The 17,316-nt window shown below is 33.1% G+C and carries 19 protein-coding genes; 3 read left to right on the top strand and 16 right to left on the bottom strand.

Going from position 1 to position 17,316, the window contains the following annotated elements; translation table 11 throughout:
* Positions 1-25 precede the first annotated feature (25 nt).
* From atpB to LK443_RS04935, 7 genes are all read right to left on the bottom strand, one after another.
* The gene (gene atpB, locus LK443_RS04965; RefSeq protein ID WP_227930874.1) at positions 26-739 is read right to left on the bottom strand and encodes a F0F1 ATP synthase subunit A; all 714 of its coding nucleotides are present in this window, start codon (positions 737-739) and stop codon (positions 26-28) included.
* Positions 740-869: 130 nt separating this feature from the next.
* Positions 870-1,505, bottom strand: a complete 636-nt coding sequence (gene upp / locus LK443_RS04960; RefSeq protein ID WP_227930873.1) for a uracil phosphoribosyltransferase — start codon at positions 1,503-1,505, stop codon at positions 870-872.
* 156 nt (positions 1,506-1,661) lie between these two features.
* The gene (glyA, locus tag LK443_RS04955) at positions 1,662-2,894 is read right to left on the bottom strand and encodes a serine hydroxymethyltransferase (protein WP_227930872.1); all 1,233 of its coding nucleotides are present in this window, start codon (positions 2,892-2,894) and stop codon (positions 1,662-1,664) included.
* A 100-nt stretch (positions 2,895-2,994) separates the two neighbouring features.
* Entirely contained in the window at positions 2,995-4,020 is a 1,026-nt protein-coding gene (locus LK443_RS04950) for an L-threonylcarbamoyladenylate synthase (protein WP_227930871.1), read from the bottom strand.
* A gap of 1 nt (position 4,021) precedes the next feature.
* Positions 4,022-4,897 carry a peptide chain release factor N(5)-glutamine methyltransferase gene (gene prmC, locus LK443_RS04945; RefSeq protein ID WP_227930870.1) on the bottom strand — a complete coding sequence of 292 codons (876 nt, stop codon included), beginning with the start codon at positions 4,895-4,897 and terminating at the stop codon, positions 4,022-4,024.
* Positions 4,884-5,963 (bottom strand): peptide chain release factor 1, encoded by a 1,080-nt coding sequence (gene prfA / locus LK443_RS04940; RefSeq protein ID WP_227930869.1) that lies wholly within the window; start codon positions 5,961-5,963, stop codon positions 4,884-4,886. Before prfA ends, prmC begins: the two co-directional genes overlap by 14 nt.
* A gap of 10 nt (positions 5,964-5,973) precedes the next feature.
* Entirely contained in the window at positions 5,974-6,552 is a 579-nt protein-coding gene (locus LK443_RS04935; protein ID WP_227930868.1) for a thymidine kinase, read from the bottom strand.
* Between the two features lie 218 nt (positions 6,553-6,770).
* On the opposite strand from LK443_RS04935, the gene LK443_RS04930 reads away from it, so the two are divergent.
* The 3 genes from LK443_RS04930 to LK443_RS04920 all read left to right on the top strand — a co-directional run bounded on the left by LK443_RS04930 (position 6,771) and on the right by LK443_RS04920 (position 9,255).
* The gene (locus LK443_RS04930) at positions 6,771-8,114 is read left to right on the top strand and encodes a Mur ligase family protein (protein WP_227930867.1); all 1,344 of its coding nucleotides are present in this window, start codon (positions 6,771-6,773) and stop codon (positions 8,112-8,114) included.
* Positions 8,111-8,770, top strand: a complete 660-nt coding sequence (locus LK443_RS04925; protein ID WP_227930866.1) for a type 1 glutamine amidotransferase — start codon at positions 8,111-8,113, stop codon at positions 8,768-8,770. Before LK443_RS04930 ends, LK443_RS04925 begins: the two co-directional genes overlap by 4 nt.
* 89 nt (positions 8,771-8,859) lie before the next feature.
* A complete protein-coding gene (locus tag LK443_RS04920; protein WP_227930865.1) occupies positions 8,860-9,255 on the top strand; it encodes an Abi family protein in 396 nt (131 codons plus the stop codon).
* Positions 9,256-9,489: 234 nt separating this feature from the next.
* Here the strand turns inward: LK443_RS04920 and LK443_RS04915 are convergent, their stop codons facing one another.
* The 9 genes from LK443_RS04915 to LK443_RS04875 form a co-directional block, all read right to left on the bottom strand.
* A complete protein-coding gene (locus LK443_RS04915; protein ID WP_227930864.1) occupies positions 9,490-9,672 on the bottom strand; it encodes a hypothetical protein in 183 nt (60 codons plus the stop codon).
* A 287-nt stretch (positions 9,673-9,959) separates the two neighbouring features.
* Positions 9,960-10,121 (bottom strand): hypothetical protein, encoded by a 162-nt coding sequence (locus LK443_RS04910; protein WP_227930863.1) that lies wholly within the window; start codon positions 10,119-10,121, stop codon positions 9,960-9,962.
* A 1,608-nt stretch (positions 10,122-11,729) separates the two neighbouring features.
* Positions 11,730-12,314, bottom strand: coding sequence for a hypothetical protein (locus LK443_RS04905; RefSeq protein WP_227930862.1), 585 nt, complete (start codon positions 12,312-12,314; stop codon positions 11,730-11,732).
* Between the two features lie 593 nt (positions 12,315-12,907).
* Positions 12,908-15,421, bottom strand: coding sequence for a DNA primase family protein (locus LK443_RS04900; RefSeq protein WP_227930861.1), 2,514 nt, complete (start codon positions 15,419-15,421; stop codon positions 12,908-12,910).
* Complete coding sequence (locus tag LK443_RS04895) at positions 15,421-15,648, bottom strand: hypothetical protein (protein ID WP_227930860.1); 228 nt, start codon at positions 15,646-15,648, stop codon at positions 15,421-15,423. Before LK443_RS04895 ends, LK443_RS04900 begins: the two co-directional genes overlap by 1 nt.
* A 317-nt stretch (positions 15,649-15,965) precedes the next feature.
* A complete protein-coding gene (locus LK443_RS04890; RefSeq protein WP_227930859.1) occupies positions 15,966-16,163 on the bottom strand; it encodes a hypothetical protein in 198 nt (65 codons plus the stop codon).
* A 47-nt stretch (positions 16,164-16,210) separates the two neighbouring features.
* Positions 16,211-16,483, bottom strand: a complete 273-nt coding sequence (locus LK443_RS04885) for a helix-turn-helix domain-containing protein (RefSeq protein ID WP_227930858.1) — start codon at positions 16,481-16,483, stop codon at positions 16,211-16,213.
* Positions 16,484-16,608: 125 nt separating this feature from the next.
* Positions 16,609-16,773 (bottom strand): hypothetical protein, encoded by a 165-nt coding sequence (locus tag LK443_RS04880; protein ID WP_227930857.1) that lies wholly within the window; start codon positions 16,771-16,773, stop codon positions 16,609-16,611.
* A 170-nt stretch (positions 16,774-16,943) separates the two neighbouring features.
* The gene (locus tag LK443_RS04875; protein ID WP_227930856.1) at positions 16,944-17,210 is read right to left on the bottom strand and encodes a helix-turn-helix transcriptional regulator; all 267 of its coding nucleotides are present in this window, start codon (positions 17,208-17,210) and stop codon (positions 16,944-16,946) included.
* Positions 17,211-17,316 lie beyond the last annotated feature (106 nt).

Below are 17,316 nucleotides of genomic sequence, written 5' to 3'. Positions count from 1 at the left end.
AAGTTAATTCCTCATTTCTTAAAAATTATTCATGTTCTACTTTATGTGCAATGTACACCATTGTTAATGTACAAAATACATAGGCTTGAATAGCTCCGATAACTACGGAAAATCCTTGCCAAACAATTCCTAATGGAATTGCAAAAATATATGTTAAGATTCCGAAACTGGATGAGAACATCACAATTAATCCTAACAATACTTCACCTGCATAAATATTTCCGTAAAGACGGAATGCAAGTGTAATTGTATTTGTAAACTCTTCAATTAATTTAATCGGTAACATTAAAGACATTGGACTCAAATAAGAGTTTTTAATATAGCCTTTAAATCCCATTTTTTGAACACCGGAATAGTGTGCAATTAATGTCGTCATCAATGATAACGCCAAACACACAACCGGACTTGCCGTTGGAGAAGCAAAATAACTATGTTCTCCATAATGGAAATAAATGACCAAACCGACCATATTGGCGATTAAAATAAATGAGAAGAGTGAAAATACATATAAGTAATATGACTTGCCCGTTTCTTCATCTACTGCACTGTTTACAATCCCTTTTGTGAAGTCCATCAGAGATTCAAAAACATTTTGCATCTTTCCTGGTTTCATAGAAACATTTCTTGCAGATACAATTGAAAAAATTGTTACCACTAATAATGTTACAAGACAAGAAAGTAAGATTGGAACTGAAAAAGACAAACCAAAAAATTCTATCGTTTTTGGTAAAGCTTCCATAACTCATACTCCCTTATTTATTCCAAATAAAAAACTGACAATTTTCACCTATCGCATGCATTGCTTAAACGGTGATTATTGTCAGATTTCATGGCAATAGTCAGACGCAAAAGCGTGACTATGATTTTATTTATTTGGTTCCAAATAGGCGATCACCAGCATCGCCCAATCCCGGAAGGATATAGCCATTTTCGTCTAATCGCTCATCTAATGCCGCAGCATAAATATCGATTTCCGGATGCGCTTCTTGAAGAACTTTTACTCCTTCTGGCGCTGCTACAAGACAACAAAACTTAATCGATCGCGGATGCGCTCCACGTTTTAATAACGCATCAATCGCAGCCACTGCCGATCCCCCTGTAGCTAACATTGGGTCAACTACAAATAATTGTCTTTCAGAAATATCTGAAGGCAATTTAACGAAATACTCAACAGGTTGTAATGTATCATGATCACGATACATTCCGACATGTCCAATTTTGGCAGCTGGAATTAATTCTAAAATTCCGTCAACCATTCCTAAACCAGCACGTAAAATAGGAATAATGGCAACTTTTTTCCCAGCTAAAGTTTTCAGTGTTGTTTTCACTAAAGGTGTTTCAATCTCCACATCCTCTAATGGTAAATCTCTTGAAACTTCATATGCCATCAACATTGAAATTTCATTTACAACCTCACGAAAGACTTTTGTTCCACAATCTTTTTGTCGAATCATCGTTAATTTATGTTGGATTAACGGATGATCTAACACATGAAAATTACCCATCTTGCTTGCCCCTTCCACAATATATTTTCACTATCTGTTATTCTACAAAAAAAACAATCAAAATACTAGTATATAAATAGGAAAAAACTCTTTTTTTCCTTAAAATTTCATTAAGAAAATAGTGTTTTCATAATTAATGTGACTGATTACATTGTGTTATTCATATAACGGAAATTGTTTTGTCAACTCTTGTACAGATTGACGAACTTCGTCTAACTTCCCTTCATCAGTTGCATGAGCTAGTGTTTCTACAATTAATTTTGCCACTTTCTTCGCTGCTTCTTTATTAAAGCCACGAGTAGTAATAGCTGCTGTTCCTACACGAATACCACTTGTTTTCATTGGTGGCAGTGGATCAAATGGAATGGAATTTTTATTCACTGTAATTCCTACACTATCTAATAATTCTTGAGCTTCTTTCCCGTTCAAGCCAGTAGAAGTAATATCTAGTAATAATAAATGATTATCTGTTCCCCCAGAAATTGGACGGATTCCACTTTCATTAAAGACTTCCGCCATTGCTTTTGCATTTTCAACGACATGTTTGATATACTCTCCAAAAGCCGGTTGAAGTGCTTCATGGAACGCAACTGCTTTTGCTGCAATTACATGTTCTAATGGTCCCCCTTGAATACCTGGGAAGATAGCACTATTAATTTTTTTCGCAAATTCTTGTTTCGTTAAAATTAAACCACCTCTTGGTCCGCGTAATGTTTTATGCGTTGTTGAAGTGACAACATCTGCATACGGTACTGGATTTTGGTGAGCTCCTTTTGCCACTAATCCTGCAATATGCGCCATATCTACCATGAAATAAGCATCAATACTTTTGGCAATTTCACTAATACGTTTGAAATCAATTTCTCTTGGATAAGCAGAAGCTCCTGCAACAATTAGTTTTGGACGTTCTGTTTTAGCAATTTCTTCTAAGGCATCATAATCAATCATTTCTGTTTCTGGATTCAATCCATACGCAATAAAATCATAATCTTGACCAGAGAAGTTAACTCCCATTCCATGAGTTAAATGTCCACCATGACTTAAATCCATTCCTAAAATTTTATCTCCTTTTGAAACAAGCGCTCGATAAGCCGCCATATTCGCTTGAGAACCAGAATGGGGTTGAACATTGGCATATTCCGCTCCAAATAATTCTTTTACACGGTCGATTGCTAATTGTTCAATTACATCGACATATTCACATCCGCCATAGTAACGACGATTCGGGTAACCTTCAGCATATTTATTTGTTAAAATGCTACCTTGCGCTCTTAATACAGCAGGTGAAACGAAGTTTTCTGAAGCAATTAATTCAATGCCATGCTTTTGACGCAAAGCTTCTTTTTCAATCGCTTCAAACACAAGTATGTCTTCTTTAAATTGTGTCATTGGCTTCACTCCTTTTTTCTTCTATAGAATTATTCTAACATAGTTTAACAGTATCATCAAAATTAGTAACTTTTGTGTTCCACTATACTAGAACATTATTCTATCTTTCTTTTTTAGTACTACTAGACGCTTTTTCTAAGCGATTCATATACGCTAATCCCGCGCCCTTTTTGACACTTGCTTGCGCTAAAATAATAGTCGCATCGGTATGATCTAACGAGCGCAATGCATGAAATAAATGATGATTCATATCTGCAACTGAATCTTTTTTGCCTAATGAATAAGACTCATTTACAGTTGAACTCACTGCATCTAAAATATCATCCGATGCCATAACTGCAACTTTTTCACCTTTTGCTTGATATTCTTCAATCAATTGATGCCAAAACTCTAAAGAACCTTCCACCACAACGACAGGGGTAGTTGGAGCATAGTGACGATATTTCATCCCTGGAGATTTAGGAATTACTTTTTCCCCCGTTGTTGTTTTCATATATTCCACTAATGGCCCGATAATTGGTTCAATTTCTTCTTTTGTAATGACTCCAGGTCGTAGAATAACGGGACCTTCTTCATTTGTTAAATCAATTACTGTAGATTCAACGCCTACACTTGTATCTCCACCATCTACGATACCCGCAATTCTTCCATCCATATCTTCCGTCACATGTTGAACTCTTGTCGGACTTGGTTTTGTCGATTGATTGGCGCTTGGACCCACTAATGGAACTCCAACTTGTTCAATTAATGATAATGTCAACTCATGATTTGGCATTCTAAATGATACAGTAGGTAGTCCAGCTGATAATGCAGGTGCATAAATACCAGGTTTCGCTTTTAAAATCATCGTTAATGGCCCTGGCCAGAAATGTTTCGCTAATAATTTTGCACTTTCTGGAAATTCTTCAACGGTATCCATGACTTGGTCTACAGAATGAACATGAACAATTAATGGATTATCACTTGGTCTGCCCTTTGCTTCAAATACTTTTAAGACCGCCTCTTGGCTTGTTGCAATCGCTCCTAATCCATACACCGTTTCTGTTGGAAAAGCGACAACTTCTCCTTCTTTCAATAAAAAAGCTGCTTTGTCTAATGTTTCTTGATGAAAAATTTTTGTTTTCATGTTACCTCCTCCTTCCTACAATAATCATTCGGTCATTTCCTGATAAATCTTTATGAATACTCACTTTTCGATTTGGACAATACTGTTTAAATAATTGCTGAACAACTTTTCCTTGCTGGAATCCAATTTCAAAAAAGGCTTGACCTTCCTCTAATAAATAAGTTTCTAAATGTTCTGCAATATTACGGTAAATCGCTAACCCCTTATCTTCTGCAAAAAGAGCTACTTCTGGTTCAAAGCGTAAAACCGATTCATCCATCACATTTTTCTCTAAAACATCAATATAAGGAGGATTACTAATCATACATACAAATTTTTGAGGAGAAACTTCTTGAAATACATCGCTTCGATATAAAGAAACATTTTCTATCTGATATTTCTCTTGATTTTTCTTAGCAACTTCAAGCGCTCCTTCTGAAATATCCACACCTTGATAAGAAAATCCAGGACATTCTAAAGCTAATGTATGAATGATACAACCTGTCCCTACTCCAATTTCTAACACTTTTCCACTAGAATGTTCAGTTAAAAAGACAATAATTTTTTCAACTAATTCTTCTGTCTCAGGTCTTGGAATTAAAGTGTCAGGGCTCACAATAAATTCTCGTCCATAAAACTCAGCTTGCTTTGTAATATATTGCAATGGTTCAAAATTTGATAAACGAATGAGTAGTGGTTCCATCTTTCCCCATAATCCAATTACTGCAGGCTGATTCAAATGAATGAGTAACTCTGTCATCGTCCACTGATTCAAATATAAGCTTAATTGGCGAGCATACCATTCACAATCTTCTTTCGAAAAAGAAGGTTGTCTTTCTTGTAAAAAACAAGAAGCCCTAACTAGGACTTCCTGATTCGTTGGATTAGTTATTTCCATTATTTAATTGCTCCAATTTTTCAGTGTGATCGTATAAAATTAATGCATCGACAATTTCATCAATTTTTCCTGCAAGAACTTGGTCTAATTTTTGTAACGTTAATCCAATTCGGTGATCTGTCACACGGTTTTGAGGGAAATTGTATGTACGAATACGTTCTGAACGATCCCCTGTACCAACGGCAGATTTTCTATTTGCATCATATTCTGATTGAGCTTCTTGAGAGATTTTATCGTAGACACGAGCACGTAATACTTTCATCGCTTTCTCTCTATTTTTTAATTGAGAACGTTCATCTTGCATGGCTACGACAATACCTGTTGGTAAGTGAGTTAAGCGAACGGCAGAAGCTGTTTTATTAACGTGTTGTCCACCCGCACCAGAAGCATGATAAATATCTACACGAATATCTTTATCTTCTAATTCAATCTCTACTTCTTCAGCTTCAGGCATCACTACAACTGTTGCAGTTGATGTATGAACACGCCCTTGTGATTCTGTTGAAGGAACACGTTGCACACGATGAGCTCCTGATTCATATTTTAATTTTGAGAATACATTATCCCCTGTAATCATTAAAATAACTTCTTTATATCCACCGATACCTGTAATGTTAGCATCCATCACTTCTACACGCCAACCTTGTGACTCAGCATATTTTTGGTACATGGATAATAAATCTCCCGCAAATAATGCTGCTTCATCTCCACCAGCAGCCCCACGAATTTCCATAATAATGTTTTTACCATCATTTGGATCTTCTGGTAATAATAAGAATTTAATTTTTTCTTCTAATTCTACTTTTTCTTTTTTAAGAGAAGCTAATTCTTCTTTAGCCATTTCAGCCATTTCACTATCTAAGCCTTCTCCTAACATTTCTTCTGTATCGCCAATTTCTTCCACTACTTGCTGATAACGTTTAAAAGTTTCAACTTTCGGACGCAAATTAGACTCTTCTTTTGTTAATTCCATGAAACGTTTTGTGTCGCTAATAACATCTGGGTCACTTAATAACTCAGATAACTCATCATAGCGAATAATAAAACTATCTAATTGATCAAACATAATTTCCTCCTTAAGATCTTTCTTTACCTGGGTGTGAATAATGATAACGGCATACGGGATAATACGATTCATTCCCACCAATTTGAATTTGTTCACCTGTATAAACAGGTTTTCCATCTACAACACGCATATTCATACTTGCCTTTTTATGGCAGTACCAGCAAATCGTTTTAATTTCCTCAATTTTATCAGCATATAATAATAAATATTTAGAGCCGGTAAATAATTCATTTTGGAAATCATTTTTTAAGCCAAAAGCCATTACTGGAATATCCAAAATATCTACTATATGTGCTAAATCTAAAATATGTTCTCTACTTAAAAATTGAGACTCATCAATTAAAATACAAGCAGGTTTTACCTCTTGTTCTTTTACAATGGAAATAATATCTGTTGCATCATAAATCGGAATCGCTTGTCTTCGAATTCCAATACGACTAGAAACATATCCTACTTCATCACGATCATCGATTGCACTGGTAAATAATAATACAGATTTATTTTGTTCTTCATAATTATGAGCAACTTTTAAAATTTCAATCGACTTTCCACTATTCATTGCACCGTATTTAAAAAATAATTGTGCCACAATTTTAACCTCCTGACACTTTTCATATTCCCTTAACATCTTACGATAATATCGAAAGTTGTGCAACGAAAAACTATAAAAAAGCACTATGAACTTTTTCATATAATTCCAAACAAATTCTTATTCATTTCTTAATTAGAAAACAAGCGAATTGTATTCCTTTTCAGTCATTTTATGCTACAATAAAGACGAATATTTTTTGAAAGGATGCACGTTTCGTGAATATACGTACCAAATTTGCTATTGAAGCGGGGAAATTAACTCGCTGGGCACTTCAAACTTTTACAAATGGTGGAAGTAGCTTCCCAGGAAAAGTAGCTCATGCTATTGATCCACATATTTTAAAACATTTATCAGACCATTATGAAGTCATTATTGTTAGTGGGACAAATGGAAAGACATTAACGACTTCTTTAATCGTTCAATTATTAAAACAAAAATACCCCAATATTTTAACAAATCCAACAGGAGCAAATTTAACACAAGGAATTGTTTCTACTTTTTTAAATCATACACCTGTTAAAGGTGAAAAAAATATTGCTGTATTAGAAGTAGACGAAGCAACGATTAAACATATTACACCATTTATTCAACCAAAATTATTCGTATTTACAAATATTTTCCGTGATCAAATGGATCGTTTCGGCGAAATTTATACAACTTACCAATATATGTTAGACGGTGCAAGCTTTGCTCCTGAGGCTACTATTCTATCAAATGGAGATGCACCAATTTTCAATAGTGATACTCTTCCAAATCCAAGACTGTATTTTGGATTTGATCATGCAGAAGATGGTCACTATCAAGCACACTACAATACGGACGGTATTTTATGTCCACATTGCCATTCCATTTTACAATATCATTTTATTACATATAGTAATTTAGGAAAATACTACTGCCCAAACGGAGATTTCAAACGCCCTGAATTAGACTATGCGGTCACAGAATTAACAGAATTATCTCTGACAAAATCTTCTTTCAAAATTGATGGATTTGATTTTTCACTTCCAATTGGAGGACTTTATAATATTTATAATGCACTAAGTGCCTATGCTGCTGCTAGATTTTTTGGCTTAACTCCTGAAGAAATCCAAGCAGGATTTGGACAAGCGCAAAGAGTCTTCGGTCGTCAAGAAACCTTTACATTTGAAGACAAAGAAGTCATGATTAATTTAATTAAAAATCCAGTAGGATTTAACCAAATTATCCAACTACTTGGCTATGAAAAAGAAGATTTTTCACTGGCTGTCTTATTAAACGATAATTATGCAGATGGACAAGATATTAGTTGGATCTGGGATGGTGAATTTGAAGAACTCGCAAAACTTACTCCAAAAAAAACATACATTGGCGGACTTCGAGTTGATGACTTAGAAACTCGAATGGAAGTTGCAGGATTTACAACTCTCACAAAAACAGAAAACAATGATGCCTTAATTGAAAAATTAAAATCAGTACCAACGAAAAAAATTAATATTTTAGCAACGTATACGGCATTATTACAACTCCGTAAAGACTTAGCGAAACACGGTTACTTGAAAGAGGGAATGACTTCATGAAAATCAGAATTTGTCATTTATACGGAAATTTAATGAATACTTATGGAGATAATGGGAATCTACTAATGCTCCAATATCGCGCCAAAAAGCTAGGCTATGAGGTCGAAACGACATTGATTAGTTTAGGAGACCCATTTAATCCTGAAGACTTTGACATCGTCATGTTCGGTGGTGGACAAGACTATGAACAAACCATCGTTGCCAAAGACTTACAATCTAAAAAAAACGACTTAATTCACTTCATCGAAGACGATGGCGTTTTTTTAGGAATTTGCGGTGGCTTCCAATTATTAGGACGTTACTACATCAATGCGGCCGGTGAAAAATTAGATGGAATTGGAGCCATTGATTGCTATACAAATGGTCAATTTGACCACCGATTTATCGGAGATATTACAATTTACGATGAAGAAACAGGAGAAACATATGTTGGTTACGAAAACCACATCGGAAGAACCTATCTCTGCAAAGGACTTAAACCATTAGGTACCGTCACTAGCGGAAATGGAAATAATGACGAAGATAAAACAGAAGGTGTGCATTACAGAAATGTCTTCTGCTCATACTTCCATGGACCACTGCTCGTTCGAAACCAACACCTCGCTGATCGTATGATTGAATTAGCCGCACAACGACAATTAAAGAAACAACATTAAGAATAAAGAAGCAAAGAAATGTTTGAGTATATTTCTTTGCTTCTTTTTGTTGGTTTCAGGTAAATAAAAGCGGTATAAAAACCGTTTTTTTGATAGAGAGATATCCAAATAAATATGATTATCTAAAAACTGAATCGTATAATTCAGAAAGCACTCTAGAAATACATCGAACATTATCTTCTATTTCTCAAATAATTATGAAAATGAAAAATTCAAAAAATGATAACTCCATTAAACATCACATCAATCAATATAAAACTGTTCCTTTATGGGTTATTATAAACGAATTGGATTTAGGTACTGTGAAATATATGTATATTCATTCTGACGCTAAAGTACGTAACGATGTAGCAAAACGTTTATATGAATATATGTATAATAATACAAAAGATTCAACTTATACAAAGTTAGATGCTAATACTGTAGATATAGTATTGCATTGTATAAATGATTTGAGAAATTGTTGTGCTCATAATCATAAATAATGGGATTTTAAAACAAGGGATAGCATCCCATTTATTGTTCCTATTTATAAAAATGTATCTGCATCTGGAGACAGCAGAAGTGATTGTTTTTCAATATTCTTATCTCTGCAGCCAATGCTTTCTTTATGTGTCCTTTTTATATACAAAAGAACACTTAGTAAAATAAATAATATTATAAAATCTCTTTCAAATGTATAAAGAAGTTCAGATAAATCTATATTTCTTTTGAGCTATTTATTTAATTATTAAAGGAATCGGTGCTTTCTCCACTATTTCAAAATAATCTGGAGAATATAAAAAATCTTCATTTGATTTATCAATAATTCTGTAAAAAATTTTTTCGATGGATATTACTTCATAGATTTTATCATTTTCTAATCCATACGATGTTGATTCACCTTTATATTTAACTTTCATTCAAACCACCTTCTCAACTCAAATTATACTTCAGAATATTGACTTATGCACTTCTGCTTTTCCAAAAATTTACTATTATCATCCAAAACAACAATACCTACAACTTCTATCACATAAATTCTAATTTTTAGTTTCGTATTTTTTATTTATTAAGCATAAAAAAGTACCTAACGATTGTTAAGTGCCTAATAAGGTAGAATGACTTCTTGAGTAGGAAATTGATTTCCATATTTCTTTCTTGCCATTCATTAGTCCTTTCTGTTTTTTAACATCTAGTTGTTAAAAAATTACATATCTTCTACAATTTTAAATTCTTCTTTAGGATATAGATAATCTTCTCCTGATTTATCTATTATTCTATACCATCCATATTCCTCAGAAATCACTTCATATTCCTTTCCGTTATCAAGAGTATGTGGTTCTGAAGGCCCTAAATATACTACTTTCATTGTAAAAACCTCTTAACTTTAAATTCTACTTCCCCAACTTCTGGATGCTAATACCAATGTAATTCTAGCCCTAAATTGTGTAGTAAGTCTACGAATATCATCTATTTGTCTTCTCACATCTTTTCGATCAATAACATTAGTTATCGTACTTCCTTGTTTAACTCTAACTGTACCTCTTACTTTAATACTAATTGATATATTATCTATTTTTTCGTATGAATTATACTACTTTTATGAGTATCAGACCATCTTTTACTACAAACCACTTATTTTTCGTAAAGTTTCAAAGTAACTTCTAGTTAAATATCAAAACTAGAAGTTAGTATGAGACTACATTTTACGGTAAAATTAAGTATGGGACAAATGATGAGACAGAAATATGAAACACAATCATTTAACTCTATCTGATCGTATTGAAATTTAATTAAGTATTGTACAAGGTTCCTCATTTAGAATGATTGCTACTAAAATTGATATAAATCCTTTTTTTTACTATTTCAAAAAATTAACAAAGGCTTAGAAATATTGAAAAATCAACGTTTCTAAGCCTTATTCATCGTAAAAAATGGAGCCGGCGGGGCAACTTCTACAATTTAAGATTTAATTGAAAAAGCCTTAAAATCAACGTTTTAGACTTTTGTAACATCGGATTTTATGCATTTTATTCCATTTTATCTAAAGAGTTCTCTAAAGACATTTCTAAAGATATTTATTAAGAAAAAAATAACACCCCTATGGTTAAGATGAAAAAATAGCACCTTGCTTTGTAAGGTGTTTTTTATTTGCTTATTATTAGGTATGCCTAAAAATTAAGGGGAGTTTGTATACACAAATGGGGGGCGCGGTCTTTTGTACCCTTTTCCTTTCGTGATTTCCCTATGGGGTATGCCTATACTGTCCCCCTATCCCTTCATCTAGTAGGTTTATTTGGCTTGTATTAGTGTCCTCTTGCTTAATGATTATATCATTTACTCTTGAAAGATTGTTTGTTTAGTTGATTGTTTAACTCTTTTAGCATCTTCTTCCTTGCTCGCTAGCATCATCTTTTGTTCCTTCTTACTCAATAGAACACACAGCAAGTTTATTCATCTTCTTCTTTCTCTTAAAGTCCTCTTGTTCTTCCAGTGCTTTTCACACGTTGATTGTCAGCAAAGTTGTGCTTATTAGATTATATTCTATATTCAAACTACATTCAGATGCTGTTCTATATGCATCATCTCACGCTTTAATATTCCATTTCTAACACTCTTTGCCTACACACTAGCTAGCTTGCCTTTGTGGTCTGCCCTTTGTTATCCATAATGTTTTCCCTCTTACCTTTTATCTTACTAAGCTTGCATCATAGATAGCTAGGACGATTGAATAGCACCAGTCAGTTAGCTTCTGACAGCAAAGCTTTATAACTTTCTAACTCGTTCATATTAGCTTATTTTCTGCTCTATTTGAGCCTTATTGATTAGAAATGAATAAATACATTATATGATGCCACAAGCTTGTAGCACACGTTTTTTTGCCCATTCTAGCATCATCTTTTCCTGTTTACTTTCTTCTTTAAGCAACCCCATTCAGCATCTTGTTTTTTGTTTTTGAGTACAAAAAAAGAGGGAGTTAACCCTCTCTTGATTGTTCTGATTTAAAGGCTCTAACTATACCTTTTAGGTACGTTTTTTCTACTAGGTGATATTGAGTTATATATTCACCTTCAAACTCGACTACTTCATAATTTTCAGTATCGTTTAAATTCTTTAAGTCATCTTCTATCTTTTGAATTGCCCAATATGCATGTATTACACCTGATAAATCTTCTTCTTTGATATTGGATTGCATTAGCTTCATACCTTGCAATGGTTCAGATAATAATTTAACAGTATATCTTGTTTCTATAGTGTCACAATCTATTGTATTATCTAGGATTACGTAACCTTGTACTGCTAGAGTACAGTCTTTAATCTTAAGTATAGCACCATCACGGCTGGTTACTATAACCTTATCTATATACGGGCTGTTATAATACTTGTCGTACCATGGTTCTTCAAGTTGGTAACCATCAACGATAATATCAACAATACCATCTTCATACTCTTTAGTGGTATAAACTGGTTTGTTTATTCTAGAATATTTTGCCTGTACTACTGCTCCATAGATAGCATAATCTAATGTTGAGCTAGCAGAAGCAATTATTTGTTGTTGCATATATTTATTACTCCTTTATAATGATTGAATTTTTTGAGGGTCTCCTTTGCATACAGTGCTTACAGATTAATACCTGTCCTTCTCGTCCTTCTAATTCAATCTTCATAATATATATACAGCATCTTCTATTTCTCGTTCCTTCATCCCTCATCTATATTCTACTACATACTACAACTTTATGATAGTTATACACCTTTTATACAGCAAAAAGGACGGTTTTTGTTTACCGTCCCTTTGTTTTTGATTGAATTAGCTTTAATATTCCTATCGAAACCAACATTACTACGTAAAAACCAACATTAAACCAACATTATGCCTAGCAATGTTGGTCAGAAAAACATTGTCATATCAACGTTTCTAAGCATTGACCAACAAACCAACATAAAAACCCACTTCCTATATAATTATTTCATTTTTAAAATTTATTTATGTTCTATCTCTTAAAGTTTTTTTTTTATTTTTTTCTTCCAGAAGTTGAAAATAATGTTGGTTTGTTGGTTTTCGACTGAAAACATTGTCATATCAACGATAACTCGACCAACATTGTACTAAAGGAATGTTGGTTCAATGTTGGTTTGTTGGTTGGTTGGCTTTTAAATATCGTTTTCTTTAACAAACATAGGTTGATAAGCAATGCTTTCTTTTTCGTAATTATAGGTTATATCCCATTCCTTTACCTTATCTACATATAATTGCCAATCTGCTTTATGAAATGCTTCTAAAGGCTTTTTATTATTTCTATCATACTTCCAACCTTTAGCTTCCATATATGGCTTAAGCTGTTTAGTAAATGTACGTTGAGAGATTTTAGTATTTCTATTATTTTCTAGTAAATACACAGCTTTAAAATCTGCATACAAGAATTTTATAGGTAAACGGGTGCTTGTAAATTGTGGTATACGTTCCTCGAAATAACGTGCAACAGGGTCACTATCTGAGATGATTTCTTGAACATATTGCTTGTGTTCCTCTGTTTGTATCCATTCCCCACTTAATACTAAATGTTCCAAAGCCTCTTTAGCTATCCATTCTAATAAGCGCGGGTCATTAATGTATTTTTCTTTTACGTTTGGATTGTTTTCTTTACCTTTAAAAACTTTTTTAAATTCAATAATACGTAACCGTCTAATAAGTCCATCTGTCACATCACCAAAGTTAGGTAACCCATTCATTGATTGCACTACTTGACAATTGAAATGATGAGTTTGTGCGTTTTCTCCTTTAGCTTCAACTTTTAACGGTTCACCAGTCACCATACTCTTTAGATTTGCACTATCAGCGTTATAATCTTTAGGTGAATTATCATCACCAATAACTAGTGCTTTCCCGACTGCTCTCGAGATATCAAAACGGTTTTCAATATCTTTCAATCGTAAAGCAACACTTCTTTCTTTACTTACTAAGTTTTTTAGTAGTAGTTGCAATGTACTTTTACCACTTGACCCTACCCTACTGAATAGAAATGCAACGTGACCACTTGGCTTGTTGGTATGGATTGTACTGGCTATTAATTGCCACAAAAGCTCTTTCTTTTCTTCATCTCCACCCATAGAAATATCCATCCATTTACTAAAAGTCCAACCATCAGGGAATACAGGTTCAACAGCGTCAGGATTATAATTCACTCCAATTGTACTTTCAAAAACATAATTAGGGCTAAATGGTTCTAATTGTTTAGTGTCTATATTATAAATTCCATTCTTAAAAATAATGTAATTATAATCTAGCGTTCTTTCCTTATTTTCAGCTTCATTTAACAATAAATCTAATACTTCTTTACATTCATTTCTTGTTAAAGAACGTTCACCCGCTCTAAAAAGTGTTTTTCTATAATAATCACTACTATCATATATACCTGTATCGGGATTATAAATGCCTAAATGACGCGTATCAGCATCATAACTACCTAACCTACCCATATCACAATGGCGTTTCGTAATATCTGCTGCAACTCGTACTGGTAGACGAGGCTTTTTTAACGTTCCATCTCTTTTCATTTCTGCATGTTCTATTTTCCATTGTTCACTATCTTCACGTATACGTTTTATTATTTCTTCAGACGTTTCAGACGGCTTAAGTTGTCTATCGGTTCTAACTTTAAACCAATAGTAAAAGCTCCATGGATTTTTATAAATACCACGGTGTAGCATTAAATGGAGTTTACTTAAATTCCCTATCTTATTTTGTGTACCATGTATCCAGTCTGTATTCCCTAAAGCAAGGATTTCAACACATTCTTTCCCAGTGTCATAATCAATCTCATCAGTACTAATAGCTTTAGCAATAACAAACATATCTGTCAATGCTTTATCATAATCCATTAATTCAGCTTCATTTACTTCTACATAATGTTCCATGATTTCAATTGCATCATCATGCGGTATATTACCATTATCATTGAATTTAGAGGCGTATTCTCCTGTAATTTTCTCTGTTTGCTTAATTGGTGGCTTCATATCCTTGATATCAGGAGTTTTTAGCTTTTCTCCCTCAATGTATACTGGTTCAATATGGGAATTTTTAGAAGTAACTACTGGTAACCCTGCAAACTTTTGCCAATCGTTTATAACACTTTTATCATATTCAAGCCCTATTGTTTTGGCTAAGTCTGTAGCAACTTGCTTGTATTCGTATTCTAATAGTGGTCTATCTGGTTCAAATACTACACGCCAACGTGGAAACTCGTCTGTATACTTAATAGTTGGGTATATGTAACACTCAACATTAGGCTTTTTCTCTTTTATGATGCGTATCAACTCATCTAGTGAAGGCGTGTCCTTATCATCATAATCTAATGTAATAACGCTCCTTCTTATGATGCTATCTGTATTACGTTTTAATTGTTTTTCTTCATCTTTTTCTATATACCCAGTCATAAAGTAATACTGATTGTTTTTTATACCTTCCATTTTTGCATAATATTCAGCTATTTTATCATTAGCATACGGGTATTTTTCTTTCATTCGTTTAATATCACCGTTTAAAATGATTGCACCTTTAGGCACTCTATTGGCGGTATAGTTCTTTAACCAATCAATAGGGCTAAGTTCTGTTTTCTCTACATGAATTTTTGTATTAAACCAGCCTTTTTCAATATAAATTGGCATTAGTATCCCCCCTTTCTTGTAGCATCTGAAAGGGTTAAATGAAGCTGTATTTCTTTAAATAGGGCATTTAGTCCATTTTCTAGGGCATAACGTTCCTCGTATCTGCTGTAGTCTAAGTAGCTTTCAATCCAACTAGCCACTAGTGGTAGTGGTGCATATTCTAATATTTGTTGCGTTAACTCTTCTTGTATTGCTAAGTGTTTATAGTACTGTTTCCTATGCATCATATCTTTCTCTTTCATTCTATGATGCCTTTCTAATATATCTAACTTGTTTAAGTTTATAGATTGTATTTTAGTTAGCAACGTTACTACATTACTTACTTTTTGAGTACTGTTTTTTGTTTCAATTTTAGCTAGCTTTGATAGCATTTTTAGTAGTTTTTTGTATTCATTGTTTATGGTTATCACCCTCTCCTTTTCTATTTAAGATTAGGCAAAATACATTGAATAACTCATCAACTAATGCTATAATAAAGTATATTGATTTGAGTTATATATATGTAATTTTTGCCTAGGTGCTAGTTTTTGACTAGTGCCTTTTTTTATTTACTAAAAGTTTCGATAATACACACCTTATTATCAATCTCTTTGATTTGCACTTCTAATAGCTTATCAGACGGCATCTGTCTGTTGTTTTGGACTATTTGTAGTGCTTTTTCTACCGTACAATCCTTTAATAGTGTAGCAACGATATATAATTCATCTGTTTCTACAATCTTGGCATAACGTGGTATTTTCATGTTTATTTACTCCTTTTTCTCTTTTACCATAGGGGTGGTTTATTTTTTTATTTTTTGTATTGTTGTAAGAACGTATCAATATCTGATTTCTTATAGTATTGTTTACCTTGTACTTGATACACTGGTAAGCCTAAATTTTCCCACTGCTTCAAAGTAGGAGCAGATACAGAAACGTATACCTCGTTTACCTCTCTAGACGTTAAATAATCTTTTGTAAGGCTTGCTTCCTGTCTGCCCTCTGCTACAGCAGCTTTATATACTGCCTTTAGCATTGAATGTAATTCTATTGAGAATTCTTTAGGTAATTCTAGCGTTAACATATTTCTCCATCTCCTTTTCTAATATCATTTGCCAACCACACACCGTAAGCAATACCGACTACAAACGATATGCCCACGGTTAGAATTAGTTCCATATTTTGCATAAATGCTACACCCATTCTTTTTCACGCTCCTTTTAATAAGTCTTTCCATTTCTCGAGGTCATTAGTTATTAATGCACTCAACATACGGTTTCCTTCTTCAAGTTGAGATTTAATAGATGTTGTAAAATTCAATATTTCATCCGTACTTTCTGCAATGAAGTAACCATTGGTTCTATGTTCTCTCATACTTAAAATAGGTACTTTATGATTAACCCTTAAACTTCTAATCAACTCTCTGAAATGTCGTTCTCCATTTTGAGTGTTAGGAATTTGCATCTCGTTTAATAGTTTCTTTGTTGTTTTGATGTTCTTTCTTCCAACCTTCAATAATCGTAATAATTGTTTTTCTTGTTTTGTTATTTTTTATCCTTCAAATAAACACCTCCAATAAATATAGTTGATTTCTGTATTTTTCTGTAGTTATTGTTTAAAAAAATATCTACTATTGAAATATCCTGATTAAACTTTTTTATTTCAAGATAGAATAATTCCATTTCTTTTTGAGTAAACTGAGTTTTTCCTTTCTCTTTATTTGCGTAGGAATTAACTGAAATACCTAGTTTACTAGCAAAATACTTTTGACTTTTCCCGGTCATTCTTCTGTACATTGATGCTAAAATCATACGAACGCTCCTTTCTGTATTTTTCTGTAATTCTATAATAAAACGTTTATTGTGGAACGTCAACAATAAAGTTGTAATTTTCTGTATTTTTTGTTATTATTTACCT

It is taken from the genome of Granulicatella elegans (assembly GCF_020735385.1).
Lineage (GTDB): Bacteria > Bacillota > Bacilli > Lactobacillales > Aerococcaceae > Granulicatella > Granulicatella elegans_B.
The sequence above is the reverse complement of the archived record's forward strand: the minus strand, read 5'-3'. Positions and strand labels throughout refer to the sequence as shown.

Excerpts from the sequence above, each read along its gene's own strand:
- atpB (WP_227930874.1), bottom strand. The coding sequence starts at position 739 with ATGGAAGCTTTACCAAAAACGATAGAATTTTTTGGTTTGTCTTTTTCA.
- upp (WP_227930873.1), bottom strand. The coding sequence starts at position 1,505 with ATGGGTAATTTTCATGTGTTAGATCATCCGTTAATCCAACATAAATTA.
- glyA (WP_227930872.1), bottom strand. The coding sequence starts at position 2,894 with ATGACACAATTTAAAGAAGACATACTTGTGTTTGAAGCGATTGAAAAA.
- LK443_RS04950 (WP_227930871.1), bottom strand. The coding sequence starts at position 4,020 with ATGAAAACAAAAATTTTTCATCAAGAAACATTAGACAAAGCAGCTTTT.
- prmC (WP_227930870.1), bottom strand. The coding sequence starts at position 4,897 with ATGGAAATAACTAATCCAACGAATCAGGAAGTCCTAGTTAGGGCTTCT.
- prfA (WP_227930869.1), bottom strand. The coding sequence starts at position 5,963 with ATGTTTGATCAATTAGATAGTTTTATTATTCGCTATGATGAGTTATCT.
- LK443_RS04925 (WP_227930866.1), top strand. The coding sequence starts at position 8,111 with ATGAAAATCAGAATTTGTCATTTATACGGAAATTTAATGAATACTTAT.
- LK443_RS04915 (WP_227930864.1), bottom strand. The coding sequence starts at position 9,672 with ATGAAAGTTAAATATAAAGGTGAATCAACATCGTATGGATTAGAAAAT.
- LK443_RS04910 (WP_227930863.1), bottom strand. The coding sequence starts at position 10,121 with ATGAAAGTAGTATATTTAGGGCCTTCAGAACCACATACTCTTGATAAC.
- LK443_RS04905 (WP_227930862.1), bottom strand. The coding sequence starts at position 12,314 with ATGCAACAACAAATAATTGCTTCTGCTAGCTCAACATTAGATTATGCT.
- LK443_RS04900 (WP_227930861.1), bottom strand. The coding sequence starts at position 15,421 with ATGCCAATTTATATTGAAAAAGGCTGGTTTAATACAAAAATTCATGTA.
- LK443_RS04895 (WP_227930860.1), bottom strand. The coding sequence starts at position 15,648 with ATGATGCATAGGAAACAGTACTATAAACACTTAGCAATACAAGAAGAG.
- LK443_RS04890 (WP_227930859.1), bottom strand. The coding sequence starts at position 16,163 with ATGAAAATACCACGTTATGCCAAGATTGTAGAAACAGATGAATTATAT.
- LK443_RS04885 (WP_227930858.1), bottom strand. The coding sequence starts at position 16,483 with ATGTTAACGCTAGAATTACCTAAAGAATTCTCAATAGAATTACATTCA.
- LK443_RS04880 (WP_227930857.1), bottom strand. The coding sequence starts at position 16,773 with ATGAGAGAACATAGAACCAATGGTTACTTCATTGCAGAAAGTACGGAT.
- LK443_RS04875 (WP_227930856.1), bottom strand. The coding sequence starts at position 17,210 with ATGATTTTAGCATCAATGTACAGAAGAATGACCGGGAAAAGTCAAAAG.